The sequence below is a fragment of the Streptacidiphilus carbonis genome (assembly GCF_000787775.1).
Classification (GTDB): Bacteria; Actinomycetota; Actinomycetes; order Streptomycetales; family Streptomycetaceae; genus Streptacidiphilus; species Streptacidiphilus carbonis.
This window is the reverse complement of record NZ_BBPM01000067.1, coordinates 16,540-38,754: the sequence shown is the minus strand read 5'-3', so window position 1 is coordinate 38,754 and position 22,215 is coordinate 16,540. Positions and strand designations below refer to the sequence as shown.

17 protein-coding genes and 1 other RNA gene are annotated in these 22,215 nt (G+C 72.7%); 15 read left to right on the top strand and 3 right to left on the bottom strand.

The annotated features are described in order from the left end of the window. The first annotated feature begins 29 nt into the window (after positions 1-29). The 9 genes from ffs (at position 30) to TR46_RS32650 (ending at position 9,381) form a co-directional block, all read left to right on the top strand. Positions 30-128, top strand: an RNA gene (gene ffs / locus TR46_RS38975) — signal recognition particle sRNA small type. Positions 129-191: 63 nt separating this feature from the next. Then, positions 192-2,456 carry a DNA polymerase III subunit gamma and tau gene (locus tag TR46_RS32685; protein ID WP_042409157.1) on the top strand — a complete coding sequence of 755 codons (2,265 nt, stop codon included), beginning with the start codon at positions 192-194 and terminating at the stop codon, positions 2,454-2,456. Between the two features lie 80 nt (positions 2,457-2,536). Then, positions 2,537-2,878 (top strand): YbaB/EbfC family nucleoid-associated protein, encoded by a 342-nt coding sequence (locus TR46_RS32680; protein WP_042409128.1) that lies wholly within the window; start codon positions 2,537-2,539, stop codon positions 2,876-2,878. A 281-nt stretch (positions 2,879-3,159) separates the two neighbouring features. Beyond that, entirely contained in the window at positions 3,160-3,759 is a 600-nt protein-coding gene (recR, locus tag TR46_RS32675; RefSeq protein WP_030253812.1) for a recombination mediator RecR, read from the top strand. Next, entirely contained in the window at positions 3,752-4,417 is a 666-nt protein-coding gene (locus TR46_RS32670; protein WP_042409126.1) for a DUF5063 domain-containing protein, read from the top strand. Before recR ends, TR46_RS32670 begins: the two co-directional genes overlap by 8 nt. A 243-nt stretch (positions 4,418-4,660) precedes the next feature. Continuing rightward, positions 4,661-5,932, top strand: a complete 1,272-nt coding sequence (locus TR46_RS32665) for an aspartate kinase (protein WP_042409123.1) — start codon at positions 4,661-4,663, stop codon at positions 5,930-5,932. Positions 5,933-6,297: 365 nt separating this feature from the next. Beyond that, the gene (locus TR46_RS32660; protein ID WP_084719136.1) at positions 6,298-6,906 is read left to right on the top strand and encodes a SigE family RNA polymerase sigma factor; all 609 of its coding nucleotides are present in this window, start codon (positions 6,298-6,300) and stop codon (positions 6,904-6,906) included. Then, positions 6,903-8,459, top strand: coding sequence for a DUF4232 domain-containing protein (locus TR46_RS32655; RefSeq protein WP_042409120.1), 1,557 nt, complete (start codon positions 6,903-6,905; stop codon positions 8,457-8,459). Before TR46_RS32660 ends, TR46_RS32655 begins: the two co-directional genes overlap by 4 nt. Before the next feature lie 115 nt (positions 8,460-8,574). Then, positions 8,575-9,381: an SURF1 family protein gene (locus TR46_RS32650; protein ID WP_042409117.1), complete on the top strand. Its 807-nt coding sequence runs from the start codon at positions 8,575-8,577 to the stop codon at positions 9,379-9,381. Here TR46_RS32650 and TR46_RS32645 read toward each other — a convergent pair. Then, on the bottom strand, positions 9,308-10,888 hold the full coding sequence (locus TR46_RS32645; RefSeq protein WP_063770726.1) for an MFS transporter: 1,581 nt from the start codon (positions 10,886-10,888) through the stop codon (positions 9,308-9,310). The two genes, TR46_RS32650 and TR46_RS32645, sit on opposite strands and share 74 nt — an antisense overlap. 256 nt (positions 10,889-11,144) lie before the next feature. On the opposite strand from TR46_RS32645, the gene TR46_RS38525 reads away from it, so the two are divergent. Next, positions 11,145-12,551 carry a hypothetical protein gene (locus tag TR46_RS38525; protein ID WP_052433300.1) on the top strand — a complete coding sequence of 469 codons (1,407 nt, stop codon included), beginning with the start codon at positions 11,145-11,147 and terminating at the stop codon, positions 12,549-12,551. Positions 12,552-12,733: 182 nt separating this feature from the next. Here the strand turns inward: TR46_RS38525 and TR46_RS32635 are convergent, their stop codons facing one another. After that, positions 12,734-14,473: a serine/threonine-protein kinase gene (locus TR46_RS32635; RefSeq protein ID WP_161790244.1), complete on the bottom strand. Its 1,740-nt coding sequence runs from the start codon at positions 14,471-14,473 to the stop codon at positions 12,734-12,736. A 141-nt stretch (positions 14,474-14,614) separates the two neighbouring features. Between TR46_RS32635 and TR46_RS32630 the strand changes: the two genes are divergently transcribed. The 3 genes from TR46_RS32630 (at position 14,615) to TR46_RS32620 (ending at position 17,517) form a co-directional block, all read left to right on the top strand. Continuing rightward, positions 14,615-15,535, top strand: coding sequence for an inositol monophosphatase family protein (locus TR46_RS32630; RefSeq protein WP_052433298.1), 921 nt, complete (start codon positions 14,615-14,617; stop codon positions 15,533-15,535). 141 nt (positions 15,536-15,676) lie between these two features. Further along, complete coding sequence (locus TR46_RS32625; RefSeq protein ID WP_052433301.1) at positions 15,677-16,465, top strand: MHYT domain-containing protein; 789 nt, start codon at positions 15,677-15,679, stop codon at positions 16,463-16,465. Positions 16,466-16,635: 170 nt separating this feature from the next. After that, the gene (locus tag TR46_RS32620) at positions 16,636-17,517 is read left to right on the top strand and encodes a L,D-transpeptidase family protein (protein WP_052433297.1); all 882 of its coding nucleotides are present in this window, start codon (positions 16,636-16,638) and stop codon (positions 17,515-17,517) included. Here TR46_RS32620 and TR46_RS32615 read toward each other — a convergent pair. Then, positions 17,501-18,190 carry an ATP-dependent endonuclease gene (locus TR46_RS32615; protein ID WP_042409111.1) on the bottom strand — a complete coding sequence of 230 codons (690 nt, stop codon included), beginning with the start codon at positions 18,188-18,190 and terminating at the stop codon, positions 17,501-17,503. The two genes, TR46_RS32620 and TR46_RS32615, sit on opposite strands and share 17 nt — an antisense overlap. 368 nt (positions 18,191-18,558) lie before the next feature. Here TR46_RS32615 and TR46_RS32610 point away from each other — a divergent pair, with 368 nt between their 5' ends. Then, positions 18,559-21,432: an SCO1167/SCO6262 family helicase gene (locus TR46_RS32610; protein WP_439654404.1), complete on the top strand. Its 2,874-nt coding sequence runs from the start codon at positions 18,559-18,561 to the stop codon at positions 21,430-21,432. Then, on the top strand, positions 21,429-22,215 hold a 787-nt coding region (locus TR46_RS32605; RefSeq protein WP_174505176.1), incomplete at its 3' end, for an SWIM zinc finger family protein. The genes TR46_RS32610 and TR46_RS32605, both read left to right, overlap by 4 nt.

Sequence of the window (22,215 nt, the reverse complement as noted above, 5' to 3'; positions counted from 1 at the left end):
GGGTGGGGTGGGGATCCGCTAGGCTGTTGGTCAGCCCCTCGTGTGGCGCTATCTCGCTGAACCCCCCCAGGGCCGGAAGGCAGCAAGGGTAAGTGGGCTCTGGCGGGTGCACGGGGGGTCCTGTCGTTTGGGGGCCTTCTGCCGGGACGGATGGCGTCTGCTTGTCAGTGGGGACCGTTATGGTCAATGACGTGTCGCTCGCTCTCTATCGCCGCTATCGCCCCGAGACCTTCGCCGAGGTCATCGGTCAGGAGCACGTCACCGGTCCGCTCCAGCAGGCGCTGCGCAACAACCGGGTCAACCACGCGTACCTGTTCAGCGGTCCCCGCGGCTGCGGCAAGACGACCAGTGCGCGCATTCTGGCGCGCTGTCTGAACTGTGAGCAGGGGCCCACGCCCACGCCCTGCGGGGTGTGCCAGTCGTGCACGGACCTGGCGCGCGGCGGTCCGGGGTCGATCGACGTGATCGAGATCGACGCCGCCTCGCACGGTGGTGTGGACGACACCCGTGACCTGCGGGAGAAGGCGTTCTTCGCGCCCGCCTCCAGCCGCTACAAGATCTACATCATCGACGAGGCCCATATGGTCTCGACGGCCGGCTTCAACGCGCTGCTCAAGGTGGTGGAGGAGCCGCCGGAGCATCTGAAGTTCATCTTCGCCACCACCGAGCCCGAGAAGGTCATCGGGACGATCCGCTCGCGCACCCACCACTACCCCTTCCGGCTGGTTCCGCCGGGCACGCTCCGCGACTACCTGGCCGAGGTCTGCGGCCGGGAGGAGATCCGGGTCGAGGACACGGTCTACCCGCTGGTCGTCCGGGCCGGGGCCGGCTCGGTCCGTGACTCGATGTCGGTGATGGACCAACTGCTGGCCGGCGCCGCCGACGAGGGTGTGACATACGCCATGGCGACGGCGCTGCTCGGCTACACCGACGCCGGGCTGCTGGACGAGGTCGTGGACGCCTTCGCCGCGCAGGACGGCGCCACGGTGTTCGGGATCGTGGACCGGGTCATCGAGGGCGGCCACGACCCGCGCCGCTTCGTCGCCGACCTGCTGGAGCGGCTGCGCGACCTGGTGATCCTCTCCGCCGTGCCGGACGCGGGGGAGAAGGGCATCATCGACGCGCCCGCCGACCGGATCGCGTTGATGGAGCAGCAGGCCGCGAAGTTCGGCCCGGCCGAGCTCAGCCGTGCCGCCGACATCGTCAACACCGGGCTGACCGAGATGCGCGGGGCGACCTCGCCGCGGCTTCAGCTCGAACTGATCTGCGCACGGGTGATGCTGCCCGGCGCGTACGACGACGAGCGGTCGACGCAGGCGCGGTTGGACAGGCTGGAGCGGCGCGGGGCCTTCACCGGCGGTGGGCACGAGGTGGCCGCTCCGCCGGTGATGGCGTCCGCGCCGGTGCCGGTGCTGGAGGCGGCCCCGGTGCGGCATCAGCCCGCGTCGCCCGCCCCGGAGGCGGAGCGGCCGTCGGCCCCGCACGCTTCGTCGGTCCAGCAGACGCAGCAGGTGCGACAGGCGCAGCCGACGCAGCAGGCCCCCGAGGGCGCGACCGCCCAGTCGTCGCCGGCAGCCGGGCAGGGCGGTGCGCCGCGCGGGGCCTGGCCGGTGCCGCGCAGTTTCCCCGCGCCGGGGGGCGCGGGGGCACCCGCGCCGGAGTCCGCGGCCGCGCCTGCTCCCCGGGCCGCGCCGCAGGCTGCTCCGCAGCCCGCCGGGCAGCCCGCTGCGCCGCCCGTCCAGCAGTCGGCACCGCCGCAGCAGTCGGGCCAAGCGCAGCAGCCGACCGGGCAGCAGCAGGGTGGGGCCGGGCAGGTGCGGCAGATGTGGCCGCAGATCCTGGACGCGGTGAAGGGCCGCCGCCGGGTGACCTGGATGCTGGTCCAGCAGGCCCAGGTCGCCGGATTCGACGGAAGCACGCTCCAACTCTCGTTCGAGCACGCCGGTACTCGTGACGGATTCGTCAACGGCGGCCATGACGACATCCTGCGGCAGGCGATCCAGGACTCCTTCGGGATGTCCTGGCGGATCGACTGCATCATCGATCCGTCGGTCGGCCGCGGCCCGGGGCCGGGCTCGCCGTCGTCTGCGCAGGCACCGGCGCAGGCGCAGGGACAGCAGCAGTACCAGGCGCCGGTGCAGCCGCCGCAGCAGGCAGCACCGCAGCAACCGGCACCGCAGCAGCAGTACCAGGCGCCGCCGGCCCAGCAGTTCAACCCGCCGCCGGCCCAGCACTCCGTGCCCTCCGTCCAGCCGCCGGCGCCGGCGCCGGGCCCGCAGGCCGGGCCCGCGCCGCAGCCCGCGCCGCCGGTGTCGGATCCGCATCCGCTCTCGCCCGACGACGAGACGATCCCTGAGGACGAGGCCGGTTGCGGCCACGGCATGGTCTCGGGTCCGGAACTGATCATGAGAGAGCTGGGTGCGACCGTCATCCAGGAGATCGAACACGATCGGTGAACCCCGACGGGGCCGAGCACGTAGGCTCAGCGGGGTAGCACACGTTCCCGAGCAAGCAGCACCCCAGACAGGAGCGAACCATGTTCCCCGCCGGCGGACAGCCCGACATGCAGGCCCTGCTCCAGCAGGCCCAGCAGATGCAGCAGCAGCTTGCCCGGACCCAGGCCGAACTGGCCGAGGCGACGGTCCAGGGCACAGCGGGCGGCGGCCTGGTGCAGGCCACGGTCAGCGGTGCGGGTGAGCTGAAGGCCCTGGTCATCGACCCCAAGGCGGTGGACCCGGACGACACCGAGACCCTCGCCGACCTGATCCTCGCCGCGGTGCGGGACGCGAACGCCGCCGCGCAGAAGCTCGCGGCCGAGCGTCTCGGCCCGCTGGCGCAGGGCCTGGGCGGCGGCGGGATCCCCGGCCTGCCGTTCTGACCGCCCCCTGCCGCTCCGACCACCTCACGGAGCGCCGCTCCGACGACCCCACGGAGCTCCGCGGACCCCTCGCACGCCCCCGGCGTGAATACGCCGGGTGTGTCGTGAGCCTGTGGAGCAGGCCGCGGTCAGAGGATGATGGCACCCGCGGCATGCACAGCGCACAGCCGTGGCAACGACACAGCCGCAGTCACAGCAGTCACAGCAGTCACAGCAGTCACAGGCAGTCACAGCAGTAGCAGAGACGGACACGGACACACCGAAAGGACAGGGGCGGAAGCGTGTACGAAGGCGTGGTCCAGGACCTCATCGACGAGTTGGGCAGGCTGCCCGGCGTCGGTCCCAAGAGCGCGCAGCGGATCGCCTTCCACATCCTGCAGTCCGACCCGGTGGACGTCCGCCGGCTCGCGCACGCGCTCAACGAGGTCAAGGAGAAGGTCCGCTTCTGCGTGGTCTGCGGCAACGTCTCCGAGTCGGAGCGCTGCCGGGTCTGCCTCGACCCGCGCCGGGACCCCGCGGTGATCTGCGTCGTCGAGGAGCCCAAGGACGTGGTGGCGGTGGAGCGCACCCGCGAGTTCCGCGGCCGGTACCACGTGCTCGGCGGGGCGATCAGCCCGATCGAGGGCGTCGGCCCGGACGACCTGCGGATCAGGGAGTTGATGACCCGTCTCGCCGACGGTGTCGTCACCGAGCTGATCCTGGCCACCGACCCCAACCTCGAGGGGGAGGCGACCGCGACCTACCTGGCCCGGCTGCTCAAGCCGATGGGCCTGCGAGTGACCCGCTTGGCCAGTGGCCTGCCGGTGGGCGGAGACCTGGAGTACGCCGACGAGGTCACCCTCGGACGGGCCTTTGAAGGGAGACGACTTCTCGATGTCTGACACCACCACCACCGCCACGGCGGCCCCCCGCCCCGAGGAACCCGACGACTTCGCGGTGCAGATCGCGGACTCGATCAACAGCTTCGTGCTGTCGGTCCACGAGATCGCCAAGGGCGACGAGCCCGGCAGCGCCATCTCGCTGCTGCTGCTGGAGGTCTCGCAGCTGCTGCTGGCCGGCGGCCGCCTCGGTGCGATCGAGGACGTGCTGCCCGAGGACCGCTACGAGCCGGACACCGGGCCGGACGCCGACGAGGACGAGCTGCGCCAGAAGCTGGCCGCGCTGCTCGCGCCGATCGACGTCTACCACGAGGTGTTCGACCCCTACGGCCCCGCCGACAAGCCGGTCCCCTGCCGCATCTCCGACGATGTGGCCGGTGTGGTCACCGACCTCCAGCACGGTCTGGTGCACTACCGGGCAGGCCGGGTCTCCGAGGCGCTGTGGTGGTGGCAGTTCTCCTACCTGGCCAACTGGGGCTCCAACACCACCGCCGTGCTGCGCGCGCTGCAGTCCCTGGTCGCCCATGTCCGGCTGGACAGCCCGATCGGCGCACCCGTCGACGGCGCGGACACCGACGACGACGGTCTGACGGACGAGCAGTTGGAGCAGCAGGCCGGTGAGCTCATGGCCGCTGAGCTGGGGATCAAGGACCTGTCGTAGCCGGGCGGCGCCGACCCGGTGCCGGACGGGGTCGGACGGCGTCGGACGGTGCGTGGTCGAATCTCCTGCGGCTGCGGCGCCCGGCCGCAGAAACCTCGGTGATCTCGGCAGGTGAGCATCAAATCCCACCATTTGGAAACTCTGGGGGCCGTTCCTGCTGCTCGTTAGACTGAGGTGACCGCGCAGTAGCAGACGTATGCCATCAGACGTACGTCGCAGTACCGGAAGATTCGAGGAGCGCACGTGGGCCTTGTCGTGCAGAAGTACGGCGGCTCCTCCGTCGCTGATGCCGAGGGCATCAAGCGCGTCGCCAGGCGGATCGTCGACACCAAGAAGGCCGGCCATGAGGTCGTCGTCGTGGTGTCCGCGATGGGTGACACGACGGACGAGCTCATCGATCTCGCGGAGCAGGTGTCGCCCTTCCCTGCGGGCCGCGAGCTCGACATGCTGCTGACCTCCGGGGAGCGCATCTCCATGGCCCTGCTGGCGATGGCGATCAAATCCCTCGGCCACGAGGCCCAGTCGTTCACCGGGAGCCAGGCCGGGGTCATCACCGACTCCGTCCACAACAAGGCGCGCATCATCGATGTGACGCCGGGCCGGATCCGCACCGCCCTGGACGGCGGCAACATCGCGATCGTGGCCGGCTTCCAGGGGGTGTCCCTGGACAGCAAGGACATCACCACCCTGGGCCGCGGCGGCTCGGACACCACGGCCGTCGCCCTGGCGGCCGCTCTGAACGCCGAGGTCTGCGAGATCTACACCGACGTGGACGGCGTCTTCACGGCCGACCCCCGGGTGGTGAAGAGGGCCCGCAAGATCGACGAGATCGCCTACGAGGACATGCTGGAGCTGGCCTCGTCCGGCTCCAAGGTGCTGCTCGCCCGTTGCGTCGAGTACGCCCGCCGGTACAACATGCCCATCCACGTGCGGTCGTCCTTCTCGGGGCATGTCGGCACGTGGGTCCGTAACAAGCCCACAGAAGGGGGCGAAATGGAGCACGCCATCATCTCCGGGGTCGCCCACGACACGTCGGAGGCCAAGGTCACCGTCGTCGGCGTGCCCGACAAGCCGGGCGAGGCGGCGCGGATCTTCCGTGCCATCGCCGATGCCGAGATCAACATCGACATGGTGGTGCAGAACGTCTCCGCCGCGTCCACCGGGCTGACCGACATCTCCTTCACCGCCCCCAAGACCGAGGGCCGCAAGGCCATCGAGGCGCTGGAGCGGGTGCAGCAGGGGATCGGCTTCGAGTCGCTCCGCTACGACGACCAGATCGGCAAGATCTCGCTGGTCGGCGCCGGGATGCGGTCCAACCCCGGGGTCACCGCGACCTTCTTCGAGGCGCTCTCCGCAGCCAGTGTCAACATCGAGCTGATCTCCACCTCGGAGATCCGCATCTCGGTGGTGACCCGCGCCGACGACGTGAACGAGGCGGTCCGCGCCGTCCACACCGCGTTCGGCCTGGACAGCGAGTCCGACGAGGCGGTCGTCTACGGCGGCACCGGCCGCTGAGGCCCCGGCCCGGGCTTGCGGCCCGGGCCTGCGGCTTGTGGACTGTGCACCGGCCCGCTCCTGATCCCCGGACCAGATCTCCGGACCAGGGGCGGGCTTTGTGTCGGTTGGGAGTAGGCGCTGACGCGACTGTCCCCGCCCCGTACCGTTGTACCTGGCCGTCGGACAGTGCCGTCGGAACAGGCCGCCGGAACGAGTCGTCGCAACAGCAACGGCACGGGAAGCGATGCGGGCACAAGAGGCGATGCGGGGGAGGGCAGCGGGATGAGCGGGCTGCTGCTCCCGTACAACCAGCACAGCCCGTACAACCATCGAGCGCGGTTGTCCGTCCAACTGTCGTGGCGGAAACGACGGGGAGCGTACTCATGGCCGGGGGCGGCCTCATGACCGCGCCGTTCCCGAACGTCCGACGCAGCGTCGAGCAGGTGGTCGAGAGCGCCGTCGACCGGGCCGGCCACGCCGCCGCTGCCGTGGTCGCCGAGGGCACCAGCGTCGACCAGCTCACCGAGACCTACCAGGCCCACTACCGCTCACTGCTGGGCCTGGCCGCGATGCTGCTCGACGACACCGCCTCCTGCGAGGACGTGGTCCAGGAGGCGTTCATCAGAGTGCACGCGGCCCGCCGCCGGGTGCGCGACCCCGAGAAGACGCTGGCCTATCTGCGGCAGACCGTGGTCAACCTGTCCAGGTCCACGCTGCGCCGCCGGATCATGGGGCTGCGGCTGCTGCCCAAGCCGATGCCGGACATGGCCAGCGCGGAGGAGGGCGCGTACGACGCCCTGGAGCGCGACCAGCTGCGCAAGGCGCTGCGGGGATTGCAGCGGCGGCAGCGTGAGGTGCTGGTGCTGCGCTACCTGGCCGATATGACGGAGGCCCAGGTCGCGGACAGCCTCGGCATCTCGGTCGGATCAGTGAAGGCATACGGTTCGCGGGGCCTGGCGGCGCTGCGGATCGCGATGGAGAGCACGTCATGAGCACCTTCAGCGGCGGCGACGAAGACCGCGAGGACCGGCAGCCCCTCCCGGACGGCGACAACGGCACACCCGCGGGCAACCACACGTCTGCGGGCGACGGCGCAGCTGCGGGCGACGGCACACCCGCGAGCGGGAGCGGGTCCGGGCCGGACGACGCCCGGCCGAAGTCCGAGCCGCGGGCCCGGGTACGGGTGGTCCGCCCCGGCGGCGGCATCGCCGGCGCCCCGCCGATGCCGGTCGCGCCCCCCACCGCGCTGCCGCCCTGGCTCGACCCCGCCAACGCGGCGGGTCCTGCGGCGGCCCTGCCGCCGACGGCGTCGGCCGGACACGGCCCGCGACCCGACCCCGCCCTCCGATCCGACCCCGTCCTCCGATCCGATCCCGGACCCCGACCCGGCACCGGGCCCGGCGGCCCTGCCGCCCCCGCTCCGGAGTTCCGCCACGGCAGCGCCCTCGACCCGGATCAGCACCTGGCCCCCGACGAGCGCGAACTGCGCGATCTGCTGCACCGCGCGGTCGGCGGGCTGCAACCCTCCGCCGGCGCCCTGGACCAGCTGCGCCGTGCCGTCCCCCAGCGCAGGCAGCGCCGCCGCCGGATGTACGGCTCGGCCGCCCTGACCGCGGGCCTGTGCCTGATCGGCGGCCTGGCCCTGCACTCGGCGGCCGGTTCGGTGCTGGACTCCGGACCGCAGACGACCCAGGGCTACGGCGACACCGCCAGCAACCACTCGGCCCCCGGCGGCGCCGGGATCAGTTCCAGCCCCAGCTACTCGCCGCTGCTGCCCTACCCCAGCCTGGGCAGCGGAGGCATCCTCGGCGGCACCACTTCCGGGGGCGGCAGCTCCAACGCCGTCTCGGCGCTGCCAGGATCGCCGGGCAGCGGACAGCTCCAGCCGTCCGGCCGCTCCTCGGGGGGCCGGGCCGGCACCACCACGCCGTCCCCGGGCGCCCCGATCGTGCCGGTCGCCTCCTCGGGCCCGGGGTCCTCCTCGGTCGCGTCCCCCGTGTCGACCGCTCCGGCCGCCGCCGAGTGCGTCCAGTCGCAGCTGGGGGCGGGCAGCTCGAAGGTCGGCGCCGCGGACTCCGCCGGGGTGGTCTACGGCACGTTCCTGGTCACCAATGTCTCCTCGAAGACCTGTGCGGTCTCGCTGCCGGGAACGGTCTCGGTGCTCTCGGTCAGCGGCACGGACGCGTCCCGGGTCACCATCACCCAGCACACCGCGGGGGACCCGGCCGGCGGCCTGCCCGCCCCGGATCCCCATCCGGCGCCGGTGACGCTGGCGCCGGGCAAGTCCTACGCGGTCGGCTTCGCCTGGGTGCCGACGACCGGCGCGGGCGCACCGAGCTGCGTCACGGCCAGTCCCACCGGCTCCGACTCGGCCGCGGCCACGGCCGGCTCCGGCAGCGCCCAGACGCAGTCGGGCGGCACCGGGCAGCCCTCGGTGACACTCGGGCACGTCCCGGGCGCGGGCGGCAGCGCGGTGTCGGCGACCGTCCCGAACGCCTGTGCCGGCACGGTGTACCGCACGGCGCCGCTGGCCACCGCGGGGTGATCCCCCGTCGGCCGAGCACCGCGGCGGCGGGCTGACCACAGGACCTCGGATACCCCCCGGCGTCGACAGGGGCCCGGTCGGAGCCGCCGGGTCCGCCCTGGTTACCGTGGTACGTGTGTACCGGTTCCTCCTCACTCCCCGCTGGCTGGGCATCAATCTGTTCGCCCTGCTGGCCATCCCGGTGTGCATCTGGCTCGGCGTCTGGCAGCTGGGCCGCTTCGAGCAGCGCACCCACGCGGGTGAGCAGCGCTCCGCCGCCGCTATCGCCGCCGCGGACCGGTCTGTGCCGCTGGCGCCGCTGCTCAAGGGTCCCGACCGGCAGACGGTGATCGCCAGCGACGTGGGCCGGGAGATCACCTTCAGCGGGACCTACGACACCGCCCACCAGCTGCTGGTGCCGCAGCGCACGGTGGACGGGAAGAGCGGCTACTACGTGCTCACCCCGCTGCGTCCGCAGGGCGGCGGCCTGCCCGTCGCCGTGATCCGGGGCTGGACCGCGAGCGCCCGTTCCGTCCCGGCGGCGCCGACCGGTCCGGTGGACCTGCGCGGACGGCTGCAGACCTCGGAGGACGCGAGCACGCCCGAGGTGATCAGCAGCGGCGGCCTGCCGCCCGGGCAGGTGGGCATGATCAGCCCGTCCACCCTGGTCAACCTGCTGCCCTACTCCGTCTACGACGGCTGGATCGCGCTGGACGCCGGCAAGGGCGGCAACGGCAGCGCCGACGGCACGGACGGGCTGACCGCGGTGCCGACGTACCAGCCCTCGGGCGGTAACGGACTGACCCTGCAGGCGTTCCAGAACCTCGGCTACACCTGCCAGTGGTTCGTCTTCGCCGGTTTCGTGGTCTTCATGTGGGCCCGCTTCGCGCGCCGGGAACTGGAGCTGGCCCGGGACCGGGCCCTCGGCCTCGCCGGACCCTGACCCGGACGAACCGCCCGCCCCTCCGCACCCGTCCCCCGCTCCCGGGCCGTCTGCTGCCGCCCCGGCCGCCCCGGCCGCCCCGCCCGCCCCGCCCGCAGGCGGCGAGCGCCGGCAGCGCGAAGCCCAGCAGCACCAGCACCGCGGCCCGGGTGCCATCGGGACCCGGCACCAGGTGCAGCGTCAGTGTGACCGCGGCCACGCCCAGCGCGGTGCCGATGCCCCGCCCCATGTTGACCATGCCGCCACCGGTGCCCGCCGCGGACTGCGGGACCGCCCGCATGACCAGGGTGTTGTTCGCGGGGGTGAACACCCCCAGTGAGAGGCCGAGCAGGCCCAGCGGCAGCGGCAGGACCGCGGCGGTGGACGGCAGTACGGCCATCAGCGCCAGCGCGGCCACGCAGCCGCCCATGCCGACCCTGGACCGCGCCCCGTCGTCCCAGCGCTCCGGCAGCAGCCGCTCGGCCAGCGTGGCCGCGAGCGCGAAGCCCAGTGGGAGCGCGGTCAGCACCAGCCCCGCGAACAGGGCGGAGTCGCCCCTGCGGCCGAGCTCCACCGGCACCAGCACCAGCGGCCCGAACAGCACGAGGTAGCCGCAGAACCCGCTGAACAGGCCGGGGGCTATGCCGCCGGGGCGCAGCAGGCTCAGGTCCAGCAGCGGGGCCGTGCAGCCGGACTGGCGCCGGACGAAGGCCCACCCCGCCGACACCGCCGCCGCGAGCAGCACGGCGGCGGTCCAGACCGGCAGGCCGAGTCCGGAGCTGACGGACAGTCCGAGCAGCGCGGCGGTGGTGGCGGTGGCGAGCAGCAGCACGCTGGGGCCGTCCACCCCGGAGGCGCCGGAGCGCTGCCGGGTGCGCGGCAGCAGGAAGTGCCCGGCGAGCAGGGCGAACAACCCGACCGGGACATTGACCAGGAACACCCAGCGCCAGCCGACGGTGGCGACCAGCGCGCCGCCGACGGTGGGGCCGAGGGCCAGGCCGATAGCCTGGCCTGCCGCCTGCATGCCCAGCGCCGAGCGCATCCGTCCCGGCGGCGCGCTGGTGGTGACCAGGGCGACGCTGTTGGCCTGCATCAGCGCCGCGCCGAGGGCCTGGACCACCCGGAACGCGACCAGCGCGGCCAGACCCGGCGCCAGGCCGCAGGCCGCGGAGGCGGCGGTGAACACCGCGAAGCCGTACAGGTACATCAGCTTGCGGCCGTGTGCGTCGGAGAACCGCCCGGCCGGGACCAGCAGGGCGACCAGGGCCAGCAGGTAGGAGAGGGACACCCATTCGACGGCGGCCGGCCCGGCGTGGAACTCGGCGCCCAGCGACTGGTAGGTGAGGGTGACGATGCTGGCGTCGAGCTGGCCCATGAAGGCGCCGAAGCAGACCGTCGCCACGGCCAGCCGCCAGGCCCAGGGGCGGGTCCGGAGCCGGTCGGGGCGGGGGCGCTCCTGGGTGAGGAGGGCCCAGCCCCGGGGTATCGGCCCCGGCGGCAGCGGGGTGAGCGGGCCGCTGCCGGTCATGGAGCGGCCCGTGGAGGAGTCGGCCCCTGGAGGAGTCATGGGTCCATCTTATATCGGTAGCAGACATATTCGGAAGGCGAGGTGATCTGCTATGGATGCATCGGGGAGGGGTGCGGACCCCCGCTGCGGACCCGTTCGCCGCAACCCTGGGCTGTCGTACGGGTGACGCCGCCGTGGCTTCCGGGATGCCGAGCTGATCGTCGGCTAGAGCGGATGTTGAAACGAACATCAACCCACTGTCGAACGGACGACCGCCTTGCCTCTGCACACATTCCGACGGAGAGTCAGCGGCTTCGCCACGCTGGTTCTGGCGGCCGTCCTGGTACCGGTGGCGGCGTCGCCGGCTTTCGCGTCCGGGTCCGCGTACGGGGAGTGGGCTGCCGACTCGCTCACCGTTCCGGCGGTCGGCTTCCCGGCAGCCACGGTGACGACCACCAGTTCCTCGACGTCCGTCCCCAGCGGCAGCAGCGCCTACCTCAACGACAGCACACCCTTCGGCTCCGCCTACGGCAGCTCCCGAGGACACGCCTACCTGGCCCTGCGAACCGCGACCGGCCTGCAGCCGTCGGTGACCACCATCGACTTCGCCCGCCCCACGCCGGTCGGCTGGGGCTTCGCGCTCGGCGACGTGGACGCCGACCATGTCAAGGTCACGGCCACCGGGGCGGACGGCTCCCTGCTGACGGCCGCGCAGCTCGGCTTCCAGGGGTCCTTCAACTACTGCCAGGGGACGCCGAAGCCGTCCGCCTGCACCGGCAACGGCCCGTTCACCGACATGCCGCACTGGGACGCGGCCACCACCACTCTGATCGGCAGCAACACCGGCGACACCAGCGGCGCCTCCGGCTGGTTGCGGCCCACCGTGCCGGTCAAGTCGCTGACCCTCACCTTCTCGGTGCAGAGCGGCATCCCGGTCTACCAGATCTGGGCTGCGACGAAGACGGTCCAGGTCAGCGGCAGGATCACCTCCGAGTGCGGGACGCACGACCCCGCCGAGCTGGAGCTGCTCGACAGCAACGGCGACCCGGTCCTGAACGCCGCCGGCCATCCCGTCACCACCACGTCGCACGACGACGGCAGCTATTCGTTCCCGGACCTGGCCGAGGGCTCCTACCGGGTGGCGCTCCGGGTCCCGGAGGGCCTTGAGGCCGACACGACCCGGCTGGGCGCGGACGCGACCAAGGGCGACGTGACCGGTGCCGACTTCAACCTGCGCTGCGCGCCCGTCGTCGAGCCCCCGGTCACGCTGCCGCCGAACTCCGCAACGCCGCTGCGCTTCCCCATCTCGATCATCAGCGGTCTGGCAGGTCCGATCGCGATCACGGACCCGCCGGAGCATGCGATCGTGGTCGTCGACCCGGCGCATCCGGGAACCCTGCTCTTCGAACCGGAGCCGGGCTTCTCCGGTGTCGCCACCTTCGTCTATGAGGGGCGGGACAAGAGGACCGGCAAGGTGGTGTTCGTGAAGGAGACGGTGCGGGTCCCCAAGGCCGAGCCCGCGCCGCGCGTTCGCCCGGCCGCCGTGACCGTGATCCGCCCGCAGCTGGCGGCGTCCGGTGCCGGCGAGAACGGCTCGGCGCTGGCCCTGGCGCTGGCAGTCGGCCTGATCGCGGTCGGAGCAGCGGTCGCGGCCTGCGCCGGCATGGTCCGCCGCAGGCGCTGACCGCCCGGCCTTGGTCAGGTGAACCGGCAGGACTGATGGCAGGGCTGGGCGGATGCGCCACCCTGCCATCAGCCGCCCACGAACCCTCGGCCGACGCGGCCGGGACAGCCGGGGCTGAGCGCCGCGCTGCTCCCGGCCCGGCGGCGGTGGCGGCCCACCCGGCCGTCGGCCGTCCGGCCGGCTCAGGAGGTGAGGGTGAACGTGCCGCTCTCACCGAGGGCGTAGCACAGGCCCTGGTCCGTGACCGTGGTGACGTTGAAGTCGTACTTGCCGGGCGCCTTGTAGGTGTGGGAGGTGACCACGGTGTAGGCCTCGGAGCTGCCGGGGAAGTCGACCTTGGTGGTGGTTCCGTCGCCCCAGGTGATGGTGCCGGTGAAGGTGCAGCCACCGTCGTTGTCGTGCCCCGCACGCAGTTCCACGGTGGGGTTGTCGCTGCTGCACGTCGTCGTCGGGGTGAAGACGCACTCGGCACCCAGAGGCTTGGTCGTCCTGGCCGTTCCGGTGCTCGCACTCGTGGCCTTCGTGGTGGCGGCCTTGGTGGAACCGCCCGCGCCGGAGCCACTGCCGCCGCCGCTGCCGGAACCGCCCTGCGGGGCGGCGGCGGACAGGGACGGCGAGGCGGAGTGGGAGGCGCTCGGCGACGTACTCGGAGTGGCGGAACCGGAGGCGCCGGCCGTGCCGGACGCGGAGCCGCCTGCCGAGGCGGAGGCCCCGGACGCTCCGGACGGGGAGGGCGACGCTGAGGCGGAGGGTGAAGTGCCGTACGGTGAGCCGCCGGTGACGGTGTGTCCGTTCGACGGGCTGCCCAACAGGTAGACGACCACCGCCAGCACGGCCAGCAGCGGCAGCGCCGTGCGGTAGACGACGGGCCGCCGGGCGGTGCCGACCAGAGCGAGGACGCGATCGCGGGTGCCGGTGCCGCCCCCCGGGGCGGTAGTTGCGGCCGGGCCGGTGCCCGGACTTGTGGCGGCGGCCAGGACCGGGCCCGCGGAGCCCACGTCCGTCCGCATCCGGTCGGCGTCCTGCACCGCCGCCGCCAACTCCGCTGCCTTGAGGGCGCGTTCGGCGACGTCCTGGTGAACGGCCGGCGGCAGCCACGGTCCTGCCGCGGGAGATTCTGCGGCGGCCGCCGCGAGCGCGGTCGCGACCTCGCCGGCCGTGGGGCGCTGCGTCGCATCGCTCGCCAGGCAGGACTCGACCAGGGGCCGGAGGTCCGCGGGGACGCTCTCCAGGTTCTGTTCGCCGTTGACGATCCGGTAGAGCAGCGCAGCGGCGGGCCCCTCGCTGAACGGCCCCTCCCCGGTCGCCGCGAAGACCAGCACCGCGCCGAGGCAGAAGACGTCGCTGCTCGGCCCGACCCGGTTCCCCAGCACTTGCTCGGGCGACATGAACCCGGGCGATCCGACCAACTGTCCGGTACGGGTGAGGTAGCTGGCGTCGGTCGCCCGGGCCACCCCGAAGTCGATGACCACCGGGCCGTCCGGCGCCAGCATGATGTTCGACGGCTTGATGTCACGGTGCGTCAGTCCGGTTGCGTGGATGCTCGCCAGCGTTGCGGCCAGTTGTGCACCGAGCGACCGGAGTTGGGCGACCGGGATGGGCCCGTGCCGGTAGACGGCCTCGGACAGGGTGATCCCCGGGATGTACTGCGTTGCCAGCCAGGGCCGTTCGCACTGCGGGTCGGCCCCGACCACGGCGGCGACACCGGCTCCGCTGATCCGCCGCGCCGCGTCCACCTCACGGGCGAAGCGAGCCCGGAACTCCGAGTCCCTCGCCAGCTCCGGCCGGATCGTCTTGAGGGCGACGTTCACCCCGTCCGCGCCAACCGCCAGATAGACCTGGCCCATTCCACCCTCGCCCAGACCGGCGAGAATACGGAACCCGGCGAGCTCGCGCGGGTCCTCCGGTGTCAGTTCTCTCATCCCTGCATCCCCACGGACGTGTGTACGGACGTCCGTACGGGGAGATCGTAGTGGGCCGACGGCCGGCATCGGGCGTGCACGGAGAAGGTTCTGCCTCGGCCCGTGGCGTCCTCCCGCTGATCGTCCTGTAGACCTGTGGGTATGACGTGGATCGATGACCTGTCCCTGGCTCAGCAGTTGGCCGAAGCCGCCGACTCCATCTCCGCGCGGTACTACGCGGCGGGGAGCGTGCCGACGCGGGCCAAGGCCGACGGGAGTCCGGTCACCGACGCGGACCGCGAGGTCGAGCGGGTGCTGCGGGCCCGGCTGGCGTCGGACCGTCCGCAGGATGCCTTCCTGGGGGAGGAGTTCGGGGGCGGGGACAGTGACGGGCGCCGCTGGGGCGGGCGCCGCTGGGTGGTCGACCCCGTCGACGGCACGGCCAACTTCGCCGCCGGGCGCCCCGAGTGGAGCACCCTGATCGCGCTGGAGACGGGCGGCGAGGGGGTCACCGGGACGAGCGAAGGGGTCACCGGGACGAGCGAGGTGGTCACCGGGATGATCAGTGCACCCGCGTTGCGGCGCCGCTGGTGGGCGACGCGAGCGTCGGGGGCGTGGACCGCGAAGTCCACGGAGAGCGGGATGGGGCGGCCCGAGGCCCTGGCGGTGAGCGGGACCGCGACCCTCGCCGAGTGCACGGCGGCGTACTGGCCGGCGTGGGACTGGGTCCCGGCGTCCCGGCTGGCTGCGGCCAAGGCGTTGCTCGGTGTGTGCCTGGGCGGCGGCCCCCTGTCGGACTGGCCGGGGGTGTGCCAGGGCGCGATGCTGGTCGCGTCCGGAGAGGCGGACGTCTTCCTGCATCTGACGGCCGAACCCTGGGACCTCGCCGCCGCCGTGCCCGTCGTCGAGGAGGCCGGCGGCCGCTTCAGCGACTTCGCGGGCGGACGCAGCATCACCACGGGCGCCGGCCTGTTCACCAACGGCCGCGTCCACGAGGAGGTGCTGGACCTGCTCGCGCCGGTCCTCCACATCCCCGGCATCCTTCCAGATGCTTCACAATCCCCGACAGAGGTTGAAAGGTAAATGATCTATGCTCATCAACGCCGTACGCGCTGTAATTCGCCTGTGGCAGATACCTGTTCACAACCTGTGGAACAGCCCTGCCCAAGACCGTAGCGGCCGGCGTCACTGCTCCCGACGAACGGACGACGGCCCGTGGCCCACATGGACGGTTTCACCCACGGCTGGCTGAACCCGGCGCTGGCCTACCTCGTCGCCTGCCTCGGCGCGGTGATCGGACTCCGTTGCACCGCAAGGGGCCTGACGCTGCCCCGGCGACGCCGGCTCAGTTGGCTGCTGCTCGCCTCGGGCTGTATCGGCGGCGGGATCTGGGCCATGCACTTCATCGCGATGATGGGGTTCACCGTCACCAATATGGCGATCACCTACAACCTTCGGCTGACCATGCTCAGCCTGGTGGTGGCGGTCGTGGTGGTCGGCTTCGGCGTCTGCTGCGTCGGCTACTGGCCCGACTCGCAGCTGGCCCTGTACCTGGGCGGGGCGCTGACCGGGTTCGGCGTCGCCGGGATGCACTACCTGGGCATGGCCGCGATGCAGATCGGCGGTGCCGTCGACTACAACCCCTGGATCGTCGCCGCCTCGGTGGCCATCGCGGTGTTCGCCGCCACCGCCGCGCTCTGGATGACCCTCAACATCAGCCACGCCTGGGCGAGCATCGCGTCCGCGCTGGTGGCGGGCATCGCGGTGTGCGCGATGCACTACACCGCGATGCTGGCCGTCTCCGTACACTTCGGGACGGAGGAGGGCCCGGCCGGCGGCGTTCCGGTCGACCAGTTCGTCTTCCCGGTCGCCGTCGGCATCGTCGCGTTCATCACCCTCTCGGTGATCGTGATCGCACTCGCCCCCGAGGTGCAGCTCCAGCAGGAGCGCCGGCAGCGGGTCGCGCCGCAGGCACGGATCCAGGTCGACCTCTTCGACGGCTCCCTGCGCTGACGTTGAGGCCGGCGCTGACGTAGACGCCGGCGCTGACGGGGGGACAGCAGTCACCGGGACGGAAGTGACCGCGGACGGACGGCAGTGACCGTCAACGCGCCGCTATGGTCTTCCTTCCAGCTCCTTGAGTACTGTTCAGATCTTCAACGTCAGCGAAGGAGCACCGCGCCATGCCCGCAGGTCCCGGTCGCCAAGCCCGTCCCCGCGCACCGTTCCGGCACCGGACCGCAGGGGCTGCGGCGGCCACCGCGCTGGGCGGCCTCGCCGTCGCGCTGCTGGCCGGCACCGCGACTGCACAGGCGGCCGTCCCCACCGCGAAGGCGGCCACCGTCACCGGCACGGCCAGGACCTCGGTGGCACGTACCAGTCCGGCCTTCGGCACCGCTCCGGCCCTTGCCCCGGCCCCGTCCATGAGCTGGCAAGCCCTGGCTCCGCTCAGACCCCCGGTGCAGCCGTTCCCGGTGGCGGTCACGGTCGGCAGCGCCACCCAGGTGATCACGGTCAAGGCGAGCGGCTCCTACGCGAACGTGACCGCCTGGCAGTTGAGCAACAACGCGTGGACGGCCGTGTACAGCACCGCGAGCGCGCGGATCGGCTCGAAGGGCATCACCAACGGCGCCACCCGGGTCCAGGACACCGACACCACCCCCACCGGGACCTACACCATCACCCAGGGTTTCGGCGTCGGCGCCAACCCCGGCACCGCCATGCCCTACCACCAGGTCACCACCCACGACTGGTGGGTCGAGGACCCGACGTCGGCGTACTACAACCAGATGCGCACCGACACCCTGGGCGGCTTCCACCTCACCGAGTCCGGCGTGGACGGCAGCGAGCACCTGATCGGGTACCCGACGCAGTACAACAACGCGCTGGTCATCAACTTCAACATGAACCCCGCCGTCAAGGGCCGCGGCGCCGGCATCTTCCTGCACGACCTCGGCCCGCAGGCCGGCCCCACCGCCGGGTGCGTCGCCCTCCCGGCCGCGGTCATGACCCAGATCATCAAATGGATCACGCCGAGCGCCCACCCCGTCATCGCCATCGGCTGACCGCTCCCGCCGGGGGCGTGTACGCGAGCAGGCCGTCCAGGGGCCGCGGCACCCGGGCGAGATCGAGTTCGGCGACGAGCGCCTGCGCGTAGTGCGCCTTCCGGCCGCTGGTGGTCCCCATGAAGCGGTGCAGCTGCTGCTCGATCGTCCGGTCCCGCTGGGCGGGCTGGTTCTGGAAGGTGCGGAAGGCCCGCAGGTCGCCCTGAGCCTCGATCACCCCCTCCACCGCCGCCGGACCGTGGGAGCGGATCAACTCGTCCTCCAGGTCCGCCGTGCAGACGAAGAAGCCCAGTGCCTCCATGCCGGAGCGGGTGAGGCCGGTGCCCAGGCCCGACCGCTCCAGACTGCGCCGGAAATAGCCCTCCTCGCCGGCGTCGCAGAGGCCCGCCAGCCGGATACCGAGGCCGGGAGGGCCCAGCAGCTTGAGGAACCGTCCGATGCTGGTGGCTCCCCCGAGCGGGACGATGGCGACGCCCTCCGCGTCCAGGTCCCGGCACCGGCGTGCGGCCAGGGTCTGCAGGGCCGCCTGATCGCTGCCGCCCTCGACCAGCAGCGCGGCCCGCACCCGCGAGTCGGCCACCAGCCCGCGCACGACCTCCGCAGCCGCAGCGGCGCCCGCCCCGTCGGCCGCCCACCGCACCGCCGCCTCCCGGAACCGCTGTGAATCGTCCACGGCCCCAGTCTCGCAGGACCCGGTTCACGTACCGGCGGAACAAGGAACCGGACGGGCGCCGCCCTGGAAGACCTGCCTGGTGTGCCGATCTCCTGTATCTCCCGGTCCGTCGGCATCGCTCCGTGCGGCTTCCGCATCGCTTCCGCCACCCGGTAGCGCCTGCCCCTCCGTACCCGCCGGGTGGACAGCGCCCGTTCCGGCATGGCCTCCGGCCTGTGTGGATAGCCTGGAGACGTTGAGGCGCGGGTGGCCGCGCCGGTTTCGAACGGGTGTGGGAGTGGGTGCCGGGAGTGGCGGGCGCAGTGGCGAAGGGCCGTCCCCCGGCAGGGCCGGAGTCGGCGGCGGACCGGGAGCGGCTGCTTGCCCGGCTGCCGGAACTGGCGGCCGGGGAGGCGCTGTTCCTCCCCGCGGATCCGCCGCGGTCGGGACGGGTGGCGTTCTGGACGCCCGGCGGTGAGCCGCCGGAGCTCGGGGTGGAACCCGAGGAGCTGACCGTGGTCCGCCCGCACGGCCCGTCCGTGCGCCGGGCCCGGGTGATCGCCGTACTGCTGCCGGTGGAGCAGGCGCTGCCGCTGCTGACCCGCTGTCGCGCGCTCGGTGCGGACGGGGCGCTCGGTGCCGACGGGGCGGACGGGACAGGTCGGGTGTCGGGCGGAAACGCCTCCGCCAGCACGGCGTTCTGGGGGACGGCGGCCGTGCTCGCTCTGGGACTGCTTGCCAGGGGCCGGGTTCTGCCCGGTGTCTCACCCGAGGGGTTCGATGCATGGCGGGTCGGCCCGCTGGACGCCGGGGACCACGAGCGGTTGGGGTCCCTGGCCGCGGCCATGCCGCCCGAGGCCCGCGCGGTGCCGGTCCCGGACCTCTCTCCGCTCGCCCTTCCCGCGGCGGAGCCGCTGCTGCGGGCCTTCCTGGACGCCGTGGCCGACTCCCTCACCCGGCCTCCTGCCGCTCGGCACCTCGCCGACGGACCGGCGTTCGCGGTCCGCGCGCCGCAGCAGGTGCCCGAGCGGCGCGCCTGGGCGGCGGAGGTCGCCGCCGGCCGCGACGCAGGCCTGGCGGTCTCGTTGCGCCTGGAGCTGGGCCGCACGGAGTCCTTCCGGGCCGTGGTCCAACTGCGCAGCCTGGCTGATCCCACAGTGCTCGCCGACGCGGCGGATCTCTGGCACGGCGCGGCCACCTCCCCCGAACTCTTCGGCCCTCGGGCCCAGGTGGACACCCTGCTGACGCTGCGTCGGGCAGCGCGCGCCTGGCCCCCGGCGGAGCGGCTGCTGGACGCGGCCGCCCCGACCGGTCTGGACCTGTCGGACGAGGAGGCCCAGGCGCTGCTGGGCGCGGCGGCCGAGAGCCTGGCTGCGGCCGGGGTCGCCGTGCACTGGCCCAAGGAGCTGGTGCGCGAGCTGACGGCCGTCGGGGTCCTGGAACCCGTCCGCCGCCAGGGGACGCAGTCCGCGGCCGAGTCCTTCCTGTCCTCCGGCGGCCTGCTGGACTTCCGTTGGCAGGTCGCGCTCGGGGACCAGCAGCTCACCGAGGAGGAGCTGGAGCGCCTGGTCCAGGCGCACCGTCCGATCGTGCGGCTGCGCGACCAGTGGGTGGTCGTGGATCCGGAGCTGGTCCGCCGGCTGCGTCGGGCCGCGCAGTCCAAGGCGCCGTCGCTGACCGCGATCGACGCCCTCGGCGCGGCGCTGACCGGCAGCGTCGAGGTGGACGGCGAACCGGTGGCGGTCACCGCGAGCGGCGCGCTGGAGGAGCTGCGCGCCCGGATCGCCGACCCCGAGGCCCGCGCCGCGCGCGAGACCCAGGGGCCGCCCAAGGCCCTGGCGGCGACCCTGCGCGACTACCAACTGCGCGGACTGAACTGGCTGCACCGGATGACCTCGCTCGGCCTGGGCGGGTGCCTGGCCGACGACATGGGCCTGGGCAAGACGGTCACGCTGATCGCCCTGCACCTGCGCCGCCAGCAACGGAAGGCCACCGCAGGACCCACCTTGGTGGTCTGCCCCGCCTCCCTGCTCGGCAACTGGGAGCGCGAGATCCAGCGCTTCGCGCCGGGCGCCGAGGTCCGCCGCTTCCACGGCCCCGGCCGCGACCTGGCCGGCCTCGATGCCGGCACCAGGGGCGGCTTCGTGCTGACCACGTACGGGACCATGCGGCGCGACGCCGAGCGCCTCGCCCAGCAGCCGTGGGCGCTGCTCGTCGCGGACGAGGCCCAGCACGTCAAGAACCCGCACGCGCACACCGCCCGGGCGCTGCGCACGATCCCCTCACAGGGGCGGGTCGCGCTGACCGGCACCCCGGTCGAGAACAACCTGTCCGAACTGTGGTCGCTGCTCGACTGGACCACACCCGGCCTGCTCGGCACCCTCACCTCCTTCCGTGACCGCTACGCCAAGGCCGTCGAGGGCGACCGCGACGAGCAGACCGCCCAGCGCCTGGCCACCCTGGTCCGCCCCTTCCTGCTGCGCCGGCGCAAGTCGGACCCCGGCATCGCGCCCGAACTGCCGCCCAAGACCGAGACCGACCGCCCGGTGTCGCTGACCAGGGAACAGGTCTCCCTCTACGAGGCGCTGGTCCGCGAGCTCATGGCCGAGATCCAGGAACGGGAGGGCATCGCCCGGCGCGGCCTGGTGATGAAGCTGCTGACCGGTCTCAAGCAGGTCTGCAACCACCCCGCGCAGTACCTGAACGAACCCGCGAACGCCAAGCTCCCGGGCCGTTCGGGGAAGCTGGAACTGCTGGACGAACTCCTGGACACCGTCCTGGCCGAGGACGGCTCGGCTCTGGTCTTCACCCAGTACGTGGCCATGGGCAGGCTGATCGAGCGCCACCTGGCCGACCGGGGCGTGGACACCTTGTTCCTGCACGGCGGCACCACGGTCAAACGCCGTGAGCAGATGGTCGACGCCTTCCAGGCCGGCGGGACGAAGGTGTTCCTGCTGTCCCTGAAGGCCGCCGGGACCGGGCTCAACCTGACCCGGGCCGGACACGTCATCCACTACGACCGCTGGTGGAACCCGGCCGTGGAGGACCAGGCCACCGACCGCGCGTACCGCATCGGACAGACCCAGCCGGTCCAGGTGCACAAGCTGATCGCCGAGGGGACGGTGGAGGACCGGGTCGCCGAAATGCTCCGGCACAAGCGGGAGTTGGCCGACTCGGTGCTGGGCTCGGGCGAGGCGGCGTTCAGCGACCTGAGCGACAGCGAACTCGCCGACCTGGTCGCGCTGCGAAGGACGGGACGATGACCCAGCGAGCTCGATCACGCGAGGAGTCCGCCCGTACTTTCGAGGCGCTCTCTCCGTCCAAGGGCAGCCGGGCCCCGTTCGCCGAGTCCTGGTGGGGCCGCGAATGGCTGCGTTCCCTGGAGCAGTCCTCCTTGGACCACGGCCGCCTGCAGCGCGGCCGGACCTATGCGCGCGGCGGAGCGGTCGGCCGGATCACGGTGGCTCCTGGAACGGCTGCCGCCCCGGTGCAGGGCAGCCGTCGCACTCCGTACCGCTCCACGGTCCAGGTCGAGCAGCTGACGGACCGGCAGTGGGATCGACTCCTCGACATGATCGCCGAACGGGCCGCCAACATTGCCGCACTGCTCGACGGCGACATGCCCGCCGGGCTCGCCGACGACGCAGCCGCCGCCGGCGTCCCACTGCTGCCCGGCCCCCGAGACCTGGACCCCGAGTGCAACTGCCCCGACTGGGGCTACCCGTGCAAACACGCCGCGGCCCTCTGCTACCAGCTCGCACGACTCCTCGACCGCGACCCCTTCGTCCTGCTGCTGCTCCGGGGACGGGGCGAGCGGGAGCTGATGGACGAACTCGGCCGCCGCAACACCGCCCGCGCCGCCGTCGAAGCCGCAGCGCATGCGGCGACCGCTTCGCATGCGGCGACCGCTTCGCATGCGGCGACTGCTTCGCATGCGGCGACTGCTTCGAATGCGGCCACCGCGGCCCCGGGGTCGACCGCCCCCAGCCGCAGGAGCGATCCCGCCCGCCCCGCCTTCGCCTCCCCCCCCGAACTGCCGCCCCTTC